12 protein-coding genes and 1 pseudogene are annotated in these 16,106 nt (G+C 55.9%); 6 read left to right on the top strand and 7 right to left on the bottom strand.

Annotated features, from left to right (window positions below; translation table 11 throughout):
• Nucleotides 1–587: 587 nt before the first annotated feature.
• A pseudogene (locus LJF34_RS21730) lies at nt 588–1,380 on the bottom strand (IS6 family transposase).
• A gap of 1,377 nt (nt 1,381–2,757) precedes the next feature.
• On the opposite strand from LJF34_RS21730, the gene LJF34_RS21725 reads away from it, so the two are divergent.
• The gene (locus LJF34_RS21725; RefSeq protein ID WP_231187754.1) at nt 2,758–2,964 is read left to right on the top strand and encodes a hypothetical protein; all 207 of its coding nucleotides are present in this window, start codon (nt 2,758–2,760) and stop codon (nt 2,962–2,964) included.
• Nucleotides 2,965–3,247: 283 nt separating this feature from the next.
• Here the strand turns inward: LJF34_RS21725 and LJF34_RS21720 are convergent, their stop codons facing one another.
• Genes LJF34_RS21720 through LJF34_RS21700 form a run of 5 tightly spaced genes read right to left on the bottom strand, consistent with a single transcriptional unit; the run spans nt 3,248 to nt 8,170 of the window.
• Nucleotides 3,248–3,952, bottom strand: coding sequence for an ABC transporter ATP-binding protein (locus tag LJF34_RS21720; protein WP_231187752.1), 705 nt, complete (start codon nt 3,950–3,952; stop codon nt 3,248–3,250).
• Nucleotides 3,952–4,755 carry an ABC transporter ATP-binding protein gene (locus LJF34_RS21715; protein WP_231187751.1) on the bottom strand — a complete coding sequence of 268 codons (804 nt, stop codon included), beginning with the start codon at nt 4,753–4,755 and terminating at the stop codon, nt 3,952–3,954. The genes LJF34_RS21720 and LJF34_RS21715 overlap by 1 nt, the downstream gene beginning before the upstream one ends.
• Complete coding sequence (locus tag LJF34_RS21710; RefSeq protein WP_231187750.1) at nt 4,752–5,867, bottom strand: branched-chain amino acid ABC transporter permease; 1,116 nt, start codon at nt 5,865–5,867, stop codon at nt 4,752–4,754. The genes LJF34_RS21715 and LJF34_RS21710 overlap by 4 nt, the downstream gene beginning before the upstream one ends.
• Nucleotides 5,864–6,892 carry a branched-chain amino acid ABC transporter permease gene (locus LJF34_RS21705; RefSeq protein WP_231187749.1) on the bottom strand — a complete coding sequence of 343 codons (1,029 nt, stop codon included), beginning with the start codon at nt 6,890–6,892 and terminating at the stop codon, nt 5,864–5,866. Before LJF34_RS21705 ends, LJF34_RS21710 begins: the two co-directional genes overlap by 4 nt.
• A gap of 18 nt (nt 6,893–6,910) precedes the next feature.
• Complete coding sequence (locus LJF34_RS21700) at nt 6,911–8,170, bottom strand: ABC transporter substrate-binding protein (RefSeq protein WP_231187748.1); 1,260 nt, start codon at nt 8,168–8,170, stop codon at nt 6,911–6,913.
• A 146-nt stretch (nt 8,171–8,316) separates the two neighbouring features.
• On the opposite strand from LJF34_RS21700, the gene LJF34_RS21695 reads away from it, so the two are divergent.
• The 5 genes from LJF34_RS21695 (at nt 8,317) to LJF34_RS21675 (ending at nt 14,781) form a co-directional block, all read left to right on the top strand.
• Nucleotides 8,317–10,266, top strand: a complete 1,950-nt coding sequence (locus LJF34_RS21695; RefSeq protein ID WP_231187747.1) for a 3-hydroxyacyl-CoA dehydrogenase NAD-binding domain-containing protein — start codon at nt 8,317–8,319, stop codon at nt 10,264–10,266.
• 2 nt (nt 10,267–10,268) lie between these two features.
• Complete coding sequence (locus LJF34_RS29305) at nt 10,269–11,468, top strand: beta-ketoacyl synthase N-terminal-like domain-containing protein (RefSeq protein ID WP_231187746.1); 1,200 nt, start codon at nt 10,269–10,271, stop codon at nt 11,466–11,468.
• Nucleotides 11,465–11,977 carry a Zn-ribbon domain-containing OB-fold protein gene (locus LJF34_RS21685; RefSeq protein ID WP_231187745.1) on the top strand — a complete coding sequence of 171 codons (513 nt, stop codon included), beginning with the start codon at nt 11,465–11,467 and terminating at the stop codon, nt 11,975–11,977. The genes LJF34_RS29305 and LJF34_RS21685 overlap by 4 nt, the downstream gene beginning before the upstream one ends.
• Nucleotides 11,977–13,599 carry a long-chain-fatty-acid--CoA ligase gene (locus LJF34_RS21680; RefSeq protein ID WP_231187744.1) on the top strand — a complete coding sequence of 541 codons (1,623 nt, stop codon included), beginning with the start codon at nt 11,977–11,979 and terminating at the stop codon, nt 13,597–13,599. Before LJF34_RS21685 ends, LJF34_RS21680 begins: the two co-directional genes overlap by 1 nt.
• A 432-nt stretch (nt 13,600–14,031) precedes the next feature.
• Nucleotides 14,032–14,781 (top strand): IclR family transcriptional regulator, encoded by a 750-nt coding sequence (locus LJF34_RS21675; protein WP_231187743.1) that lies wholly within the window; start codon nt 14,032–14,034, stop codon nt 14,779–14,781.
• A 313-nt stretch (nt 14,782–15,094) separates the two neighbouring features.
• On the opposite strand, the gene LJF34_RS21670 is transcribed toward LJF34_RS21675, so the two are convergent.
• On the bottom strand, nt 15,095–15,862 hold the full coding sequence (locus LJF34_RS21670; RefSeq protein ID WP_231187742.1) for an IclR family transcriptional regulator: 768 nt from the start codon (nt 15,860–15,862) through the stop codon (nt 15,095–15,097).
• Between the last annotated feature and the right edge of the window lie 244 nt (nt 15,863–16,106).

The raw sequence follows: 16,106 nt of genomic DNA, 5'->3' as shown, positions 1-16,106 counted from the left end.
TGTGATCCGATCATCGACCAGACTCTCAACTGAGGATGTGCTGTTCGTCAAGTCATGTTGCATAGAGGGTGGTTACAGGGAGAGGTGGTGTTCGACGGCGAGTGAAAAGAAACGGTCAGGAGAATGGTTAAGATAACAGCGAATAGAGGGGAGGTATGGCTGACGCGTCACCTCCGTCAATTCCGCGAAGTTGGGCTGCCACGATAATTGTCCTATACGTACTATTTTTACTATATTCAATTCTGTTAGCGGGTCAACCTCTACTTGGACTGCTTCCCGCACTAATCATCATTCCGCTCTACTTACTGTGGCGATTTCTCGTCGCGATAGAAGCCATTGCCGACGCTCAGCAGCGTATCGCCCACCAACAAGACCAGAAAAAATAGACACGGCAATCTACGGGTTCCATCACGACTCATCTGATGAATACACGCTCTCAATTTAGCATCTTGCTCGGAGAGTTACAAAGTGCGTGATGCGTATTTAGCGTGCCAACTGTTGGTGAAATCGACGACTGGATCCGGCTATGCCGAACAACCGGAGAAAAAGTAGTCTGCTTTCTGGGATTTCGGCGCGTTTGGCACTGTCTAGTTTAGCTCCTCCTCGACAGGCGTTCGGTTGTTGAGCGATTGATGCGGTCGTTGCTGGTTATAGTAATGCACAAACTGTTCAAGACACTGCTGGACGCTTGGCCGACTGCCCACCCACGACGTATGGAAGCGGTCGATCCGTTGTTTGAGCGTGTGAAACCATTTTTCGATGAGGTTTCGCTCTGTGTAGTCGAGCCGACCGCTCAACCCAATTCGAAAGAGGGCAGTCCGATAGCCGTAGCCATCAACGAGAAACACGGTGTCTGAGAGATCGTGTTTCTCGGCGAGTTTAGATAGAAACACAGCCGCTTGATCGGTCCCATGCCGATCAAATACTTCGATACCGAGCAGCAACTTTGTTTCGGTGTCTATTGCAATGTACACCCAAGACCATTCGCCATTAATTTTGACAGCGGTTTCGTCCACCGCGACCCGCGTCGGCGATGCCGTCACCAGAACACATTGCGTTCTGGTTGGCACACGAGAGCTTTGCTCTCGTGAACGACGGCGGGTCGGAGACGCTGTCAGCTATCCGATGTACCTACTGAAAAATCGCTTGATGCGAGCGTTTTACACCGAATAATCGAAGAATTTCTTTTGTTTCTCTGAGCGAACAACCGGTCGCATGGAGGCGGACGGCAAACGCCCTGACGGGCGTCCCCAGAAATCTTCGATTTCTGGTGTGCGAACGAGACGCTCCGCGTCTCGTTAACGTTGCCGTCCGCTCATTCTCCCAACATTCAAGATTCGCCGTCTCTAACGTTTCACTGAGCAGTTCTTGGTTGAGCAAAGCACTAAATCAACGAACTGCTCGCTTCTTAAGCTGGCTTAACTAGACAGTGCCGCGCGTTTCAAGATGCGTGATTGGTTCTATAACCGAAGTAGAACGTGCGACGGCGGTAAGATTGAATTTTCAAAATCGGTGATTTTGGGTGGTTGACTTCCTGTGGGCAGTATAAGCGGCAGTGGACCCGCCCCGGGAGTGCCGTCTCAATCTCTGCGTAGTTCGCGTTGCAGATCTCACAGTGGGAACTCACTAACAGAATATATTATTAGCGGATATCGACTGTTAATTATCGGCAGATCACTTACTATTCGGTACGGTCAAAGACTCATTTGACTCACCACGAAGCTTATGTTGTGATAAAAACATAACGAATCATGAACCGTCGAGCAGTTCTTGCTGGTGTCTGTGTTGGTCTCACTGGGTGTCTCGGACAGAACTTAGGTCAAGCAACCCACCCGCAAACAACAAACAAGCATTCTAGTACTACTTCGCCCACTCCATTCAAGACGCAGGTAGAAAACACACACGTGACCTTTGAGATCGTCACCTACAGACTGCCAGCACCCGACGGATTTGTTACCCAAGATTTCAACTGCGAAGCATCTACGGTAACTCTCATTGGATGGCTTCGACCTCCGAATGGCTGTCATCACATCCGATTCGAATCGTACGATACTGCTGAGACAGAAACCGCCACAATCACTCTCGGAAGTCAAACTAATCCCAATGAATCAACTGATGGAACCACGTGTGAAGGCATCAAAGTCAAATATCGAATTGTCTTGGAGGTCGATGGGACACTTCCGGAGTCTATCCACGTCAAATTCCAGCCATCCAATTCCAAGTACGACCAGACATTTGAAACCGATAGTCACTCGTGTAAGTAAAGACCCTTATGAGCAAATCACTCGTTTCAGCACCTGAACCCATTCCTACCGACAAATAGTGGATTCCAATCGGCGTGCTTGTAGCGATCTTTCCGATTTTAGCTCTCCTTGCCATTGCTCGCCCAACCGATGTCTACTCGTCGTTGATCGTGGCTCCATTCGCCCTTATAGGTACTGTTATAATGCTCTTGTCCCCCTCATTGTGTACTTCGATAAACGATATACCACCGTTTCTAACTGACAACCGTCTGACTGGTATTAATGGATGATCATCTCCCTCGCTCGCACTCGTGCTCCCCTACCTGTATCTCTATGAACGCCACAAATACGTGGAGACTCCGTAGTCCGATTTCCCCCTCTCCAATTTAATGGAGTTCGTTTACTCAAGGGCTCCCCATGATACCCTGTTCTCAATCTGTGTGATACCCGTGGTACGAATGCATGCGTAGCTCATGATACAAAGCTTATATCCTCTTATGGAGTATTTTACACTATGACTACCGTGATCAGCGCTGACGATTGGCCACTTTTCATCCTGTGCCTCATCCTTGCAACGCTTTTGTTCGCCCTTGATCCCGGCCTCTCAGTCATCGCCATCGCCCTCGTCTCGATCCTCATCTACGTCTTCCGCCAACAACTCCACGCTGGCTATGAGGCCGTGATAGGATCAGACACTCCGTCGTCTGACAAACCTGAATGATAAACACTCCCTATTTAATACGAGGCCAATCTACGCCGAAGTAATCAATCTATTTTGGGAGGTAGTGGAGTAACCTGCCGTCAATTCTCCCTTTCCAACTCCTGCTCGGATTGTGGGATAGACCGTGTTGTAGACCTCGTCCTTCCACAAAATACCAACGTGATCTCCGATCTCGTCTAGCATCGTACACCAGTGCGTTATCCGACGGTAACGACCGAATTGAACGCTCTCACTCCCTCGAAGCTAAACGAAATCGAATTGATGCACACTTCTCGAACAGCGGTTAGATGCCAAGGTACTGCTGACGGAGGGTATCATCCTCGTAGAGGCGCTCGCTCGTGACTTCTTCGACAATGCGCCCTTCGTCGAGAATATAGTGACGGTCAGCGACCGCAAGTGCAACCGCCACATTCTGTTCCACGAGTAGTACTGTGATGTCCCGTTCAGCATTGATCGTCTCGATAATGGATTCGATGCGCCGGACGATGTACGGTGCAAGACCCTCGCAGGGTTCGTCGAGGAGCATCATCCGTGGATTGGTGACGAGACTCCGGGCGATGGCGAGCATTTGCTGTTCACCGCCGCTCATGTTCTTCGACTGTCGGTTTCGCATCTCGTTCAATTCGGGGAACTGTTCCAATACCGTCTCGATACGAAGCGGGTTCGACGCGTAGTTGGCTGCGAGCTCGAGGTTTTCGACGACAGTTAATTCTCGAAAGCAACGTCGGCCTTCCGGCACAAAGCTAAGTCCCAGCTTAGAGATCTCGTAATTGCGCCGTTCGAGTAAATTCTGGCCATCGAATCGGATCGTTCCGTCGCTGACATTCGGTTCATCAGCCCCTACAATGGAGCGCATCGTCGTCGTCTTTCCGGCTCCGTTACGTCCGAGCAGTGAGACGACCTCGTTCTCTTCGACGACCAGATCGATCCCGAAGAGAATCTGCCCCGTTTCGTATCCGGCCGTGAGGTTGTGAAGTTCCAATAACATCATAGTTCCTCCTTCATACCGCCTAAGTACGCATTCTGAACGTCCTCGTTCCCTCGTATCTCGTCGGGAGAGCCGGTGGCGATGATGGCTCCCTGGTTAAGAACCGAGATTCGATCGCTCATCGAGAGAACGATGCTCATATCGTGTTCGATGAGCAGTATCGTGAGGTCAAGCTCCGATTTGAGCGAGGCGATGAGATCCGCCGTCGCTTGCGTTTCGTTCGGTCCCATCCCGCTGGTCGGCTCGTCGAGCAGGAGAACGTTTGGCTCGGTTGCGAGTGCCATGGCGATCCCGAGCCGTCGCTGATCTCCGTGCGATAGGTTTCTTGCCTTTTCCTCGTGAATATTGTGGAGATTGACGCGTTCGAGGGTTGTGTAGGCACTATCCTCGCAGATCCGTTCGCCATCTCGGAACAGATCGAGACGGAATGTACCGGTTCGAGTCGTTTGTGCGACGATGCGGATGTTCTCGAGAACCGAAAGGTCGTTGAACAGCTGATTCGATTGGAACGATCGCGCGAGTCCTAAGTGTGGGCGTCGCTCCTGTGGGAGATCGGTGATATCCCGTCCTTCGAGCCAAACCGAGCCTTCGCTCGGGGCAAGGGCGTGGGTGATCAGATTGAACAACGTCGTTTTCCCGGCCCCGTTCGGTCCGATAATAGCATGCAGTTCCCCGGACTCAACGGCGAGATTGACCTCGTCGACGGCAGTCACACCGTTAAACCGTCGCGTGAGGTTGACCGTTCCGAGAACTGCGTCGCGCGGGTTGCGTTCAGCCGTGGTGTCGATGGGGGTGTTTGTCATTGGTAGCTCCTGAGCCAGTTGTACGCTGATTCGATACCGCTCTTTGTCAGCCCCCATAATCCCTCACGGGGGGAGACGAGAACCGCGATGACGAACAGTAACCCAAGTAAGAATTGCCAGTAAGCCAGCACGCCTGAAAGCTCAACGCCTACGATTGGGAATTCCGCTAGCTGTAAGTAAAGCGTCTCGAAGTTGGTAAGATAGTCCTCGGCAAATAGCCACATGAACACGCCTGCGAGAGGTCCAAAAAAGTAGTTTGCACCTCCGAGGACGGTCATCAGTATGGCGTCGCCACTAGTCTGAACGGAGAGTAACGACAGCGTCGCACCTTGGTCGTTGATCTCGATGAGTGCGCCCGCAAGACCGGCGAACATCCCACTGAGTGTGAACGCCCACGCCTTATACCACCGTGTATTCATTCCCATCGCTCGCGCGAGTTCCTCGTTTTCGCGAATCGCGATCAATGATCGGCCGAAAGGCGATCGAACGACTTGCCAGAGTGCGAGCATACTGACGAAGAAGACGAGTCCAACTACGTAGTACCAGTCGACGGAAAACCCTCCGAGGTTCACGAGCATCTGGCCTCGATAGGTCTGGATGAAAGCAGGGAGCGTATCCCCCGATAGCCCCTGTGCACCACCCGTGAGACCCATCGGATTGTAGTTGGCAACGAATTGAACGGCTTCCACAAACGCGAGCGTTAGCATGGCGAAGTAAATCTCGCCCTTGTGGACGATGAGTCGTGCAATGAGGTAGGCAATGACGCCAGCGACGGCGATGGCAGTCGGCGCAACGATGGCATACGGAGCGCTGAACTTGGCGATTCCAATGGCCACACCGTAGGCACCGGCACCAAGAAAGATAGCGTGACCGAACGAGAGCATCCCCGAGTACCCTAACAGGAGATTGAACGAGGCGACGAACAGCATCCAAATGAGCATCGTGGTGGCGATCTGCCCGTAACCCAGTAACAACGGATGGCTCACCAACGGACGCAAAAGGACCACGATGAGAAAGAGTCCGATGGGAACCGAAAGCCGCCGGATGGAAGATATGTCTACTCCCTCTTCTGTTCGATTGATCGTCTCGTTCGTTCGTGGTTCGTCGGTCATTCGAGGAACCCCTCCTGACCGAAAAGTCCGCGCGGACGCACGAGCAGGACGACGATCATCACGAGATATGGGACGAGGCCGTCGATACCGGGAACGGCTAGCCATTGGATTCCGGTCACAGTCGCCAAGGTTTGAAGGACGACCGGAGTCAGATACTGAGCCTCTCCGATGAGGAGTCCGGCGAAAACGCTCCCGAATAGACTTCCTATGCCACCGACGGCGACGACGACGAACGCGAGGATAATGAAGTGTTCACCCATTCCAAGATCCATGCCGACCTCCGCTCCTCGAAGAACACCTCCGAGACCGGCAATAAACGAACCGAGGAAGAACATCGCTATGAATCGAACCGGCATATTGATACCGAGGAACTCCGCCATTTCTCGGTCTAACACTCCTGCCCGAATCGAGAGTCCGAAGGACGTTCGTTCGATGAAGAGGTACACGGCGATGACGGTGAGTGCACCGACGACAACGGTGAAGAGCCGGAAGCGTGCGACAGTCGTTACTCCGAGGTCGGCACTCGCGCTCAACACCTGTGGCAGTGGGACACCTTTCGGCCCGCCGCCCCAGAAGGCACGAACCAACTCGGAGAACATCAGCGAGAGACCAAACGTGGCCAAGAGGCCGACGAGAGGATCTTCATCGTAAACGAACTGCAACACACCCCGTTCGATGATGATACCGACGAGTCCGATGATGACGGGGGCGATGACGAGGGCAACCCAAAAGGATAACCCCATTTGAGTCATGATTTCGAAGGTGACGTACGCCCCGAGCATCACTAGTGCACCGTGTGCGAAGTTGACAATTCCGAGGAGACCGAGGATAATCGACAGTCCCAGCGCGATGAGTACGAGAATCATCCCGTAAACGAGACCGCCGATGGCTTGGTCGACGAACAGGCCGGGATCGTCGACGAATGATAGTACGAGAAGTCCTCCGACGACGACGCTGGCGAGTACTCCGAAAGGGGAGACCTCGGTCCCGGACAGACGCCGGCCATTGAGCAATCTACGATTCATGTTGGATCAAATTCAAGACTAGAATGAGCACCCGGTCGCCTCACAATCTCGTGCGAGCTTGTCCCCCGGCGTCGTTGAATTGATATCGAACCAAAGCTTGTACGGGTCATCTTGCATCTTCTCGACCGACCGTCCGGTGACAGTGTGTACTGGCTGGACGAGCTGATGGTCACAGGCGCGCCAGTAACACTTCCCCGGCTGGAGATCGGCAGCCGAGCTGGAAACCTCGTGACCCTCCAGTTCTTTGCGAATCGATTCTGCGTCTTTCGCGCCCGCGCGAATAGCGGCCCGCACATGCTGATCAAGCGATGTGTATCCCATGTAGTGACGGACAAAGGGATCCGTCTCGCTTTGTTTCGAGACGCGCTCGTTGAACTCGTCGGCCCCTTCGACGCCCGCGTACCATCCCATCGGCGAGATATCAAGCGCGGCCGCCGCATCCTTGTTGAGACCCCAAAGGACGAGATCTTCGAACTGGTGGGCCATTATCTTCAAATCTTGGTGCATTCCCTTGTTCATCAATTGTTTTATCGCCACCCGCGCGTCTAGGCCGGGATTGATGAGAGCGACACCAGACGCATCGGAGTTAGCGACGTTGTTGAGATACTGCGTGAAATCGTCGGCGGGGAACGGAACGGCGTCATTTCCGACGACCGAGGCACCGTTCTCTTCTAGGGCGTTCGTCAACACCTCTTGACCCGTGTGTCCCCACGTGTAATCCGAATAGAGGACGTACCAGTCGTCGGCTTCTTTGGCCATCTCCGGTGCCGCGGCTTGAACCTGCATCGTGTTGGAGGAATACACACTGTACATGTATTTCTTACACGCGGATCCCGTAAGGGTGTCCGAAGCACCCGAGGCGATGTACGAAACGTCGTTGTCGGAAGCCCATGTGCCCATCTTCGTACAAACCGCGGAGGAGACGCCGCCTTGCACGAAGTCGGCGTTGTCCCTCGTCACGAGGCTCTTTATCCGCTTCAGTCCGGCACTTGGATCCGTTTCGGTGTCTCCTTTCACCAGGTTAATGCTGACGTCAAATTCGGATTCGAGATCTGATTTCGCCAGTTTGGCACCCGCGATTTCGGCCTGACCCCACCCAGCGAATGGGCCACTGAGCGGCCCCATAACGCCGACGGTGAACGACGATGGGCCGTCGGATCCCCCACCGTTGGAACCGCTATTCGGGGAGTTCCCGGAACAGCCCGCGAGTCCAGCGATACCTATCGAACCTGCTGCTCCGACACGCTTGAGGACGTGCCGCCTGCTAGTATGTGGCATCCTACCAGATATCGGGATAAGATGGGATATATATCTTACGGATCTGTTATAGGGTGTCTGACATCCCCTGCAAGGGGAGTAATCTTCGCGGTAACGAACCGCTCTAACCACAATATTCAAAAGTACCGTGAACAATCTCTTGAATGATGTTATCGGAGACCATAGACCGCGTCACCGTCCTCGGTGCCGGAAGCATGGGGCACGGAATCGCAGAAGTATCGGCCATGGCCGGGTACGAAGTAGTGTTGCGCGACATCGAGGAGGAGCTAGTCCAAGACGGATACGGGAAAATCGAGTGGTCGCTCGGGAAACTCGAAGAGAAGGGACGACTCGACGAAGACGCCGAGACGATCCTCGACCGGGTGTCGACGTCGGTTGATCTCGAAGAGTCCGTTTCCGACGCCGACCTCGTCATCGAGGCAGTTCCCGAACGACTAGAGATCAAAGAAGAAACGTTCTCGACGGTCGACGAGCATGCACCCGACCACGCAATTCTCGCGTCAAACACATCGAGCCTCTCGATCTCGGACATCGCCTCGGCGACTGATCGGTCGGAGCAGGTCGTCGGGCTACACTTCTTCAACCCGCCGGTGAAGATGGATCTCGTCGAGGTCACGTACGGCGAAGCGACGACCGACGAGACGGCCGAACTCGCCTACGAGTGGGTCGAGTCGGTCGGCAAGACGCCGATCTACGTCCGCAAGGACATCCATGGCTTCGTGGTCAACACCGTCCTCGTCCCCTTCATGGAGGAGGCGGCGTGGATGCTTTCGAACGGCGAGACGACGGTTCGCGAAGCCGACGCGACGATGGTCTATGAACGTGGCTACCCGATGGGTCCGTTCGAACTCAACGACTTCGGCGGCATCGATATCGCCTACCACTTCCGCGATGAATCCGACCAGCCCGTCCCACCAGTCATCGAGGAAAAAGTCGAAAACGGGAACCTCGGTAAGAAAAGCGAGAAGGGATTTTACGACTACGAAGACGGTAACGGCGTCGATTACGAGCCAGAGGACGCCGGGGACTACGACGCGCTCCGCACGGAGGCGGTGATGATCAACAAGGCCGCCTGGCTCGTCGGCAACGACGTCGCGACGCCCGAGGAGATCGACATCGGCCTCCGACTGGGTGGCAGTTTCCCCGAGGGGATGTGCAGACGAGGCGACCGTATCGGTCTCGACAGCGTCCTCGAAAAACTCGAGTCGTTGCACGAGGAATACGGCGAAAAGCGCTACGAGCCCGCCGACTACCTCGTCGAACTCGTCGAGGAGGGCTTTACCGGTGAAGACGCTGGAAAGGGCTTCTTCGACTACCGCGTCGATCCACCGTACCACTATCTCGAGTGGGAACTCGACGACGACGGCGTCCTCGGTATCACCCTGGACCGCCAGGAGCGGATGAACTCGATGTCCGAGGACATGTTCATGGAAATCGATCGCCTTCTGACCGACGTCACAGTTGACGAGGTCTCGTGCGTCATTTTCACCGGTGCCGGGGAACGCGCGTTCAGTTCGGGAGCCGACATCACCGGCTTCACAGCCGGCGAACCCGCCGAGATCATGGACGTCGACGAGATGTTCCAGACCGTCTACGAGTTCCCTCGACCGACGGTCGCGAAGATAGACGGATTCTGCCTGGGAGCCGGACTCGAACTCGCTCTCGCGTGTGATATCCGCGTCGCGACCGAAGACTCGACGATCGGAACGCCGGAGACGACTCTCGGCGTGATTCCCGGCGGTGGCGCCACGCAGCGTCTCGTCCGCCTCATCGGAGAGGCCAAGACGAAAGAGATGGTGTACAGAGGGATGCAGTTCGACGCCGAACGGGCCGAGGAGTGGGGCGTCGTCAACCATGCCGTCCCCGACGAAGCGTTCGAGAATCTCGTCGACGAGATCGTCGGCGATCTGGTCTCGGGACCGCCGGTCGCACTCAAGGCCGCCAAGCGGGTCATTCAGGACGGCCAAGAGGCCAGCCTCGAGGCCGCCCTCGCGATGGAGAAACAGTCGTTCGCCGTGCTGGCGACGACCGACGACATGCTCGAAGGCGTGAAGGCGTTCAGACAGAACCGCGAGCCGCAGTTCGAGGGTGAGTGATCGTGCCCGTGACGACACGCAACGTCGCAATCGTCGGCGGCGGCACCACGGAGTGGGGCGATCGCGACGCGACGTGGAAGGATCTCACCCAAGAGGGTGGAAAGGCGACGTTCGACGGCGTTCCCGGCGTTGGTCCCGAGGATATCGAGGGACTGTTCGTCGGAACCGTCCAACCCGAGCGGTTCTCCTATCAGTCGCACGTCGCACCGATGGTAGCCGAACTACTCGGAATCGAAGTTACCGAGATGACCGCACGGACCGAACTGGCATGTGCCAGCGGCCAAGCCGCGTTGCGCTACGCATGGCTCGCAATCGCGGCCGGGCAGCTTGATACCGCGCTCGTGCTCGGGGTCGAGAAGATGAACCTCGGCCGCGACTACGTGCCGGAGATGCAGTCGTCGATGGCCAACGTCCTCGATCGGGAGTTCGACGGCGTCAACGGGCTCTCCGCACCCCCATTCTTCGCGTGGTATGCCCAGCGACACATGCACGAACACGGGACGACTCGCGATCAGCTGTCTCTGGTCGCTGCGAAGAACAAGAGCTACGCCGCCAAGACCGACTTCGCACAGTTCCGTTCCGAGATCGACCCCGAGGAGATCACCGAGTCGGCCGAGATCGCGCCGCCGCTACACCTCTTCGACTGCAGCGGTATCACCGACGGCGCGACGGGCGTGATCCTGATGAGCGAGGAGAAAGCCCGGGAAGTCACCGATACCGCGGCCTGGATCACCGGGAGCGGCCAGTCGTCGATGGCGGGCAACTCGATCAACAACCTGCCGTCGTTCAGCGGCTGGCCCCAAGCCCGTAAGGCATCACAGAACGCCTATGCGCAGGCTGGAATCGAAGATCCGCTCGAGGACATAGACGTCGCCGAAATCCACGACTGCTTTTCGATCAGTGAGATCATCGAGTACGAGGAACTCGGCTTCGCCGAGCGCGGCGAAGGTGGTCAGTTCATCGAGGACGGTCGCAGTTACATCGACGGCGACGTCGCGGTCAATCCCCGCGGCGGCTTGCTCGGCTGTGGCCACCCATTGGGCGCGACCGGCGTCTCGCAAGCCCTCGAAGTCACCCGGCAGTTCCAGGGCGAGGTCGAACGTGATCGACAGGTAGACGACCCGACGACCGGACTCATTCACAACCTGAGCGGCAGCGGCTCGGTTCACAGCGTGATGGTCCTAGACAGTGATCCACGATGACTGATACAGACACCAGCGATACCAACGACGAAGAACGAGAGCGCGTTTCGGTTCCCGAGCGGATAGAGTTCCCGCGGCTGCTCGACTTCTACGAGCTCCAGACCGAAGAACGGACGAAGATTCACGAATTCTACGACAACCTAAATAACGGGCAGTTGACAACAACGCAGTGTCGCGACTGCGACGAGATCCACTTCCCACCCCGAATCGTCTGTCCCGAGTGTACGAGCGACGACCTCGAGTACGTCGACCTCCCCCACGAGGGCGAACTGTTCGCCTTCTCCGAGGTCCGGGGCGGTCTCCCGCTTGGGCTACGCGAACACGACGTTCCCTACGTGGTGGCCGTCATCGACCTCGGCCCCGTCAAACTCTCGGGACGTGTCGACGACGCCTCATATAGCGACCTCGAGATCGGTGACTCGGTCGCGCTGAAGATCGTCGAGATCGACGGTCCGACGGATGAGGAACGCGTCTTCTACCGTTTCGAACCCGCGGACGGTGATTCGTGATGAAGGACTACGAACTCACGCTGCAGGTCATGCTTGAGCGGGCCACCGATCTGTTCGGTCACAAGGAAATCGTTTCGGAACTGCCCGATGGAACGACCCACAGGTACACGTACGAAGATGCGTACGACCGAATCGGGCAGCTGGCGAACGCACTCGACGATCTCGGCGTCGAGCGGGGCTCGCGCGTGTCAGTAATGGCGATCAACCACTACCGTCACTACGAACTGTACTTCGGCCCTGCGTGTAGCGGCCGGAGTATCCACATGACGAATCACATGCTTCCGGACGAGCACGTAGTAGAGATCGTCACCGAGGCCGAAGATGAGGTCCTCTTCGTCGATCCTCAGTTGGTCGAAACCGTCGAGGGCGTCGCCGACGAGTTCGAGACGGTCGAGCAGTACGTGATCTTGGACGACGAAGTGCCCGAGACGAACCTTGAGCCCGTGATCGCCTACGAAGACCTCCTCGCGGGCCAAGATACCGAGTACGACTGGCCCGATCTCGACGAGGACGACGAGGCGGGGATCTGTTACACCTCGGGAACGACGGGACTGCCAAAGGGCGCCGCGTACAGTCACCGCGACCTCTACCTGCACTCGCTGACCCACGGCCACGTCGACGTCTTCGAGATCAGCGAGAACGACGCCGTGATGCCGGTCGTCCCGATGTACCACGTCAACGGCTGGGGGCTACCCTACTCTGCGACGCTCTCCGGTTCAAAACTCGTCCTCCCTGGCGAAAACACCGACGCCGAGGGAATCGCCCGTCTCATCGACCGTGAGGAAGTAACCGTCACCGCCGCCGTGACGACGGTTTGGCTCGACATGGCACAGTACTACGACGAGAACGAGGATGTCGAACTCGAAAGCCTCGATCGAGTTCTCATCGGCGGCACCTCACCGCCGGAGTGGCTCATGGAGAAGTTCGACAAGGAGATCGATGCGCCGATCCACCAGGGGTACGGCATGACGGAGGCGGCACCTCACCTCGTCAACACGATGACGACGACCGAAGTCCGGGAGTTGTCGGAGAGCGAACGCTACCAGCAGCAGATGAAACCCGGGATTTCGGCGCCCGGCGTGCGAATCCGTCTGCGGACACCTGACGGTGAATCCGTCCCCCACGACGGCGAGTCGACCGGCGAGATCCAGGCACGGGCACCGTGGCTCATTGACGAGTACTATGCCCGTCCCGAGGAGACGGAGACATCGTTCACCGATGACGGCTGGTTCAAGACCGGCGACGTCGGCGTCGTGGACAAGTACGGCTACCTCGAGGTCGTGGACCGCCTCGACGATGTGATTAAGAGTGGTGGCGAGTGGATCTCCTCGCTCGAACTCGAGAACGAGTTGATGGCTCACGACGACGTCGAGGAGGCGACGGTGATCAACATGAAACACGAGAAGTGGGACGAGCGCCCGGTCGCCTACGTCGTCCAACGCGGCGAAATCACCGAGAACAAACTTAGAGAGCACCTCCTCGATCGGTTCCCAAAGTGGTGGCTCCCCGACCAGATCGTCTTCATCGAGTCGATTCCGAAGACGACGACAGGGAAGTTCGACAAGAAGGTGCTACGCAGCGAGTTCGAGTCGGAGTACGGGACGCTGCCGGTCGACGAGTAATCGGGTCGGAACCCTGTATTTTTGAGTCTTTCTCCCACATCGCTGTCGCCGTCCGCTGACAACAGGTTCGCAAGTATGCATCCCACCTTCTCCACGCCGACTGGCACAACTCACTGTCGGTTGCTAGATGTCTTACCGCACTTGATCTCGCCGTCGATGTAACTATGAGAATAGTGACTATAAGCGATCGAGCGATGTACGATGGAAATCCGAGGAACGGAATCCGTCCGAAATATTCGAACGATGCCGACGGGACTGCAAACGATAGACCGTAAAATCGGTATCTTTGGGGTTATCCGATCATCGTCACGTTTTCCCAGTTCGCTTTGGCGACCCTTCGATTACACTCCTACGTTTGTAAAGCCGAATGGTCGTATCAGAATCCGTCCGAAATAACCGAACAATTATAAGAGCGAAAACAGTAGCGATCGTATGGACCGAACATCGGCCCCGCTTCAAACGGTCATTCGAGCCTTCGAAATCATTGAACTACTGTGGGAAGGAAACATTACGGGGCCGTCAGACCTGACCAGACAGATGGATATGCCTCGGAGTACCGCACACGACTACCTGCGAACGCTAGAGTCGACAGGGTATGTAGTTCGAAGGGATGGACAGTATCACGTGGGATACCGGTTCCTCGCCATGGGGAGTCGATTGAAACACAGAAACCGCCTATTCCACATCGCGAAACCGGTGCTAGAACAGATAGCTTCCGAAACGGGTGAACTCGCTACCGTCAGCGTCGAGGAACGTGGCCGATGGGTCGTTCTCCACGACGAAAGTGGGCCACGGTCGTTGAACTTAGGCACCTATCCGGGCCGACGAACGCCACTCCACTCACACGCTGCCGGAAAGGTCATACTGGCTCACCTTCCCGACGAAAACGTCGAGGAGATACTCGATACACACGGATTGGATCCGGTGACCGAAAACACGGTCACCGATGTCGAAACCCTGCGAGAAGAACTACGAACGATTCGGGACGACGGCTACGCTTTGGACTGCAACCAACAGATTCCAGGAATGTGCGTCGTCGCGGTACCTCTTCTCAACGACGCTACCGTACTCGGTGCTCTTTCCCTAGCGACTACGACGGACAGACTGAAAGATTCAGCCTTTCGCTCCGAGTTGATAGAACACGTTCGCCGAGGTGCAAATACGATTACCAACGAATACTAGCGGCTCACTGTAAGAGAACGTACCGGGTTCCGAAACCGAGATTTCGGCGGGACGTTTCACGATGGCCCTCTTCCTGATGGAACGAGGTTCTCATGGTTACGCGTAGGGAAAAACCACCGACGGGAAATTCAACCGTTTATACCCCATTGACTGTACGGCTCTCTGACTCGTCTTCTGGTTGCTACTGATTCGTTACGCATGGCTCCTTTCGGGAAATGTTTTAAATGCGACGGTTCGATAATGGCGAACGATGGAGGATGCATCGAATTACACCATCCGTTGACGCGGGTCAGCCAAGGAAAGTGGACAGGGGTTACTGATACGCGAGATTGACCTCGATGTCATCCGCAGCTGCGATGAGATACTCAGCGAGTTTCTGCTCACGTTGGTCCCGTTTGAAACGGTGTGCAGCGCCCGCAATCGACAACGCTCCCCGGATTTCTCCACCGGAAAGTAGTGGAACGCCGACCGCGTGAATCCCTGCGATGTCCTCGCCTTGGTTTACCGCATAGCCTCGCTCGCGGATATTTTCAAGCTCCGTGTGCAGCGTATCAGGTTCGGTGATGGTGTTCTCCGTTTTCGTTGGGAGTCCGTGCTGATCGATGATGTCGTCAATCTGCCCTGAAGGAAGGTTTGCCAGAATAGCCTTTCCACCGGAGTTATTGTGAAGATAGGTCCACGACCCAAGGATGGATTCTTTGCTAATTCCGGTGTCCCCCTTCTCCCCGTATAGAAACCAGCCGAGACCGTTCTCGGGGATGATGAGCCAGACCATCTCGCCCGTTCTCTCCGCGAGTTCATGGATTTTCGACTTTGAAGCATGATAAATATCGTAGCTATCTCTGACGTACTCGCCGAAATGTAGAAACTGGAGTCCGAGGTGGTACGTACCGTTCCGTTTTACTACGTACCCGTGCTTGACCATCGTGTGGAGATGCTTGTGAATGGAACTTTTCGCCATACCAAGTTGGTTGGCGAGTTCGGTGACACCCGCACCGTCGGATTCCCTAAGCTGTTCAATTATAGCGAACAACGTTTCATCCGACTTGACCAAATTCGTTCCATCGGCGTTAGTATCCATTGCCCGATGAGTGGTGCGTTTTGCACTTAAACGTTGGTGGCAGCCACCGATTTTCGTAGCGAGGTGTGACGAACCGCCGTCCCTCTCGTTTTTAGTTCGGAATTCTACTGCGTGCTACCCATGAGAGGATGATACGACGACCCACCTCCTCAAGCGTTCGCTGCCAGCGAACAAATGATGCGTGTAGTCGATGCACGCTCTGGAAACCCACTGGGGATGGAGTACAAATATAGCTCCGCAACAC

This window comes from Haladaptatus sp. DYF46, assembly GCF_021083305.1.
Taxonomy (GTDB): Archaea; Halobacteriota; Halobacteria; order Halobacteriales; family Haladaptataceae; genus Haladaptatus.
Note: the sequence above shows the minus strand (reverse complement) of the source record. Positions and strands in the feature narration are given on the sequence as shown.

Bases quoted from the DNA above. Each gene is read 5' to 3' on its own strand.
- LJF34_RS21675 (WP_231187743.1), top strand. From the start codon at position 14,032: ATGGACCGAACATCGGCCCCGCTTCAAACGGTCATTCGAGCCTTCGAA.
- LJF34_RS21705 (WP_231187749.1), bottom strand. From the start codon at position 6,892: ATGAATCGTAGATTGCTCAATGGCCGGCGTCTGTCCGGGACCGAGGTC.
- LJF34_RS21685 (WP_231187745.1), top strand. From the start codon at position 11,465: ATGACTGATACAGACACCAGCGATACCAACGACGAAGAACGAGAGCGC.
- LJF34_RS21700 (WP_231187748.1), bottom strand. From the start codon at position 8,170: ATGCCACATACTAGCAGGCGGCACGTCCTCAAGCGTGTCGGAGCAGCA.
- LJF34_RS21715 (WP_231187751.1), bottom strand. From the start codon at position 4,755: ATGACAAACACCCCCATCGACACCACGGCTGAACGCAACCCGCGCGAC.
- LJF34_RS21695 (WP_231187747.1), top strand. From the start codon at position 8,317: ATGTTATCGGAGACCATAGACCGCGTCACCGTCCTCGGTGCCGGAAGC.
- LJF34_RS21680 (WP_231187744.1), top strand. From the start codon at position 11,977: ATGAAGGACTACGAACTCACGCTGCAGGTCATGCTTGAGCGGGCCACC.
- LJF34_RS21710 (WP_231187750.1), bottom strand. From the start codon at position 5,867: ATGACCGACGAACCACGAACGAACGAGACGATCAATCGAACAGAAGAG.
- LJF34_RS21725 (WP_231187754.1), top strand. From the start codon at position 2,758: ATGACTACCGTGATCAGCGCTGACGATTGGCCACTTTTCATCCTGTGC.
- LJF34_RS21720 (WP_231187752.1), bottom strand. From the start codon at position 3,952: ATGTTATTGGAACTTCACAACCTCACGGCCGGATACGAAACGGGGCAG.
- LJF34_RS21670 (WP_231187742.1), bottom strand. From the start codon at position 15,862: ATGGATACTAACGCCGATGGAACGAATTTGGTCAAGTCGGATGAAACG.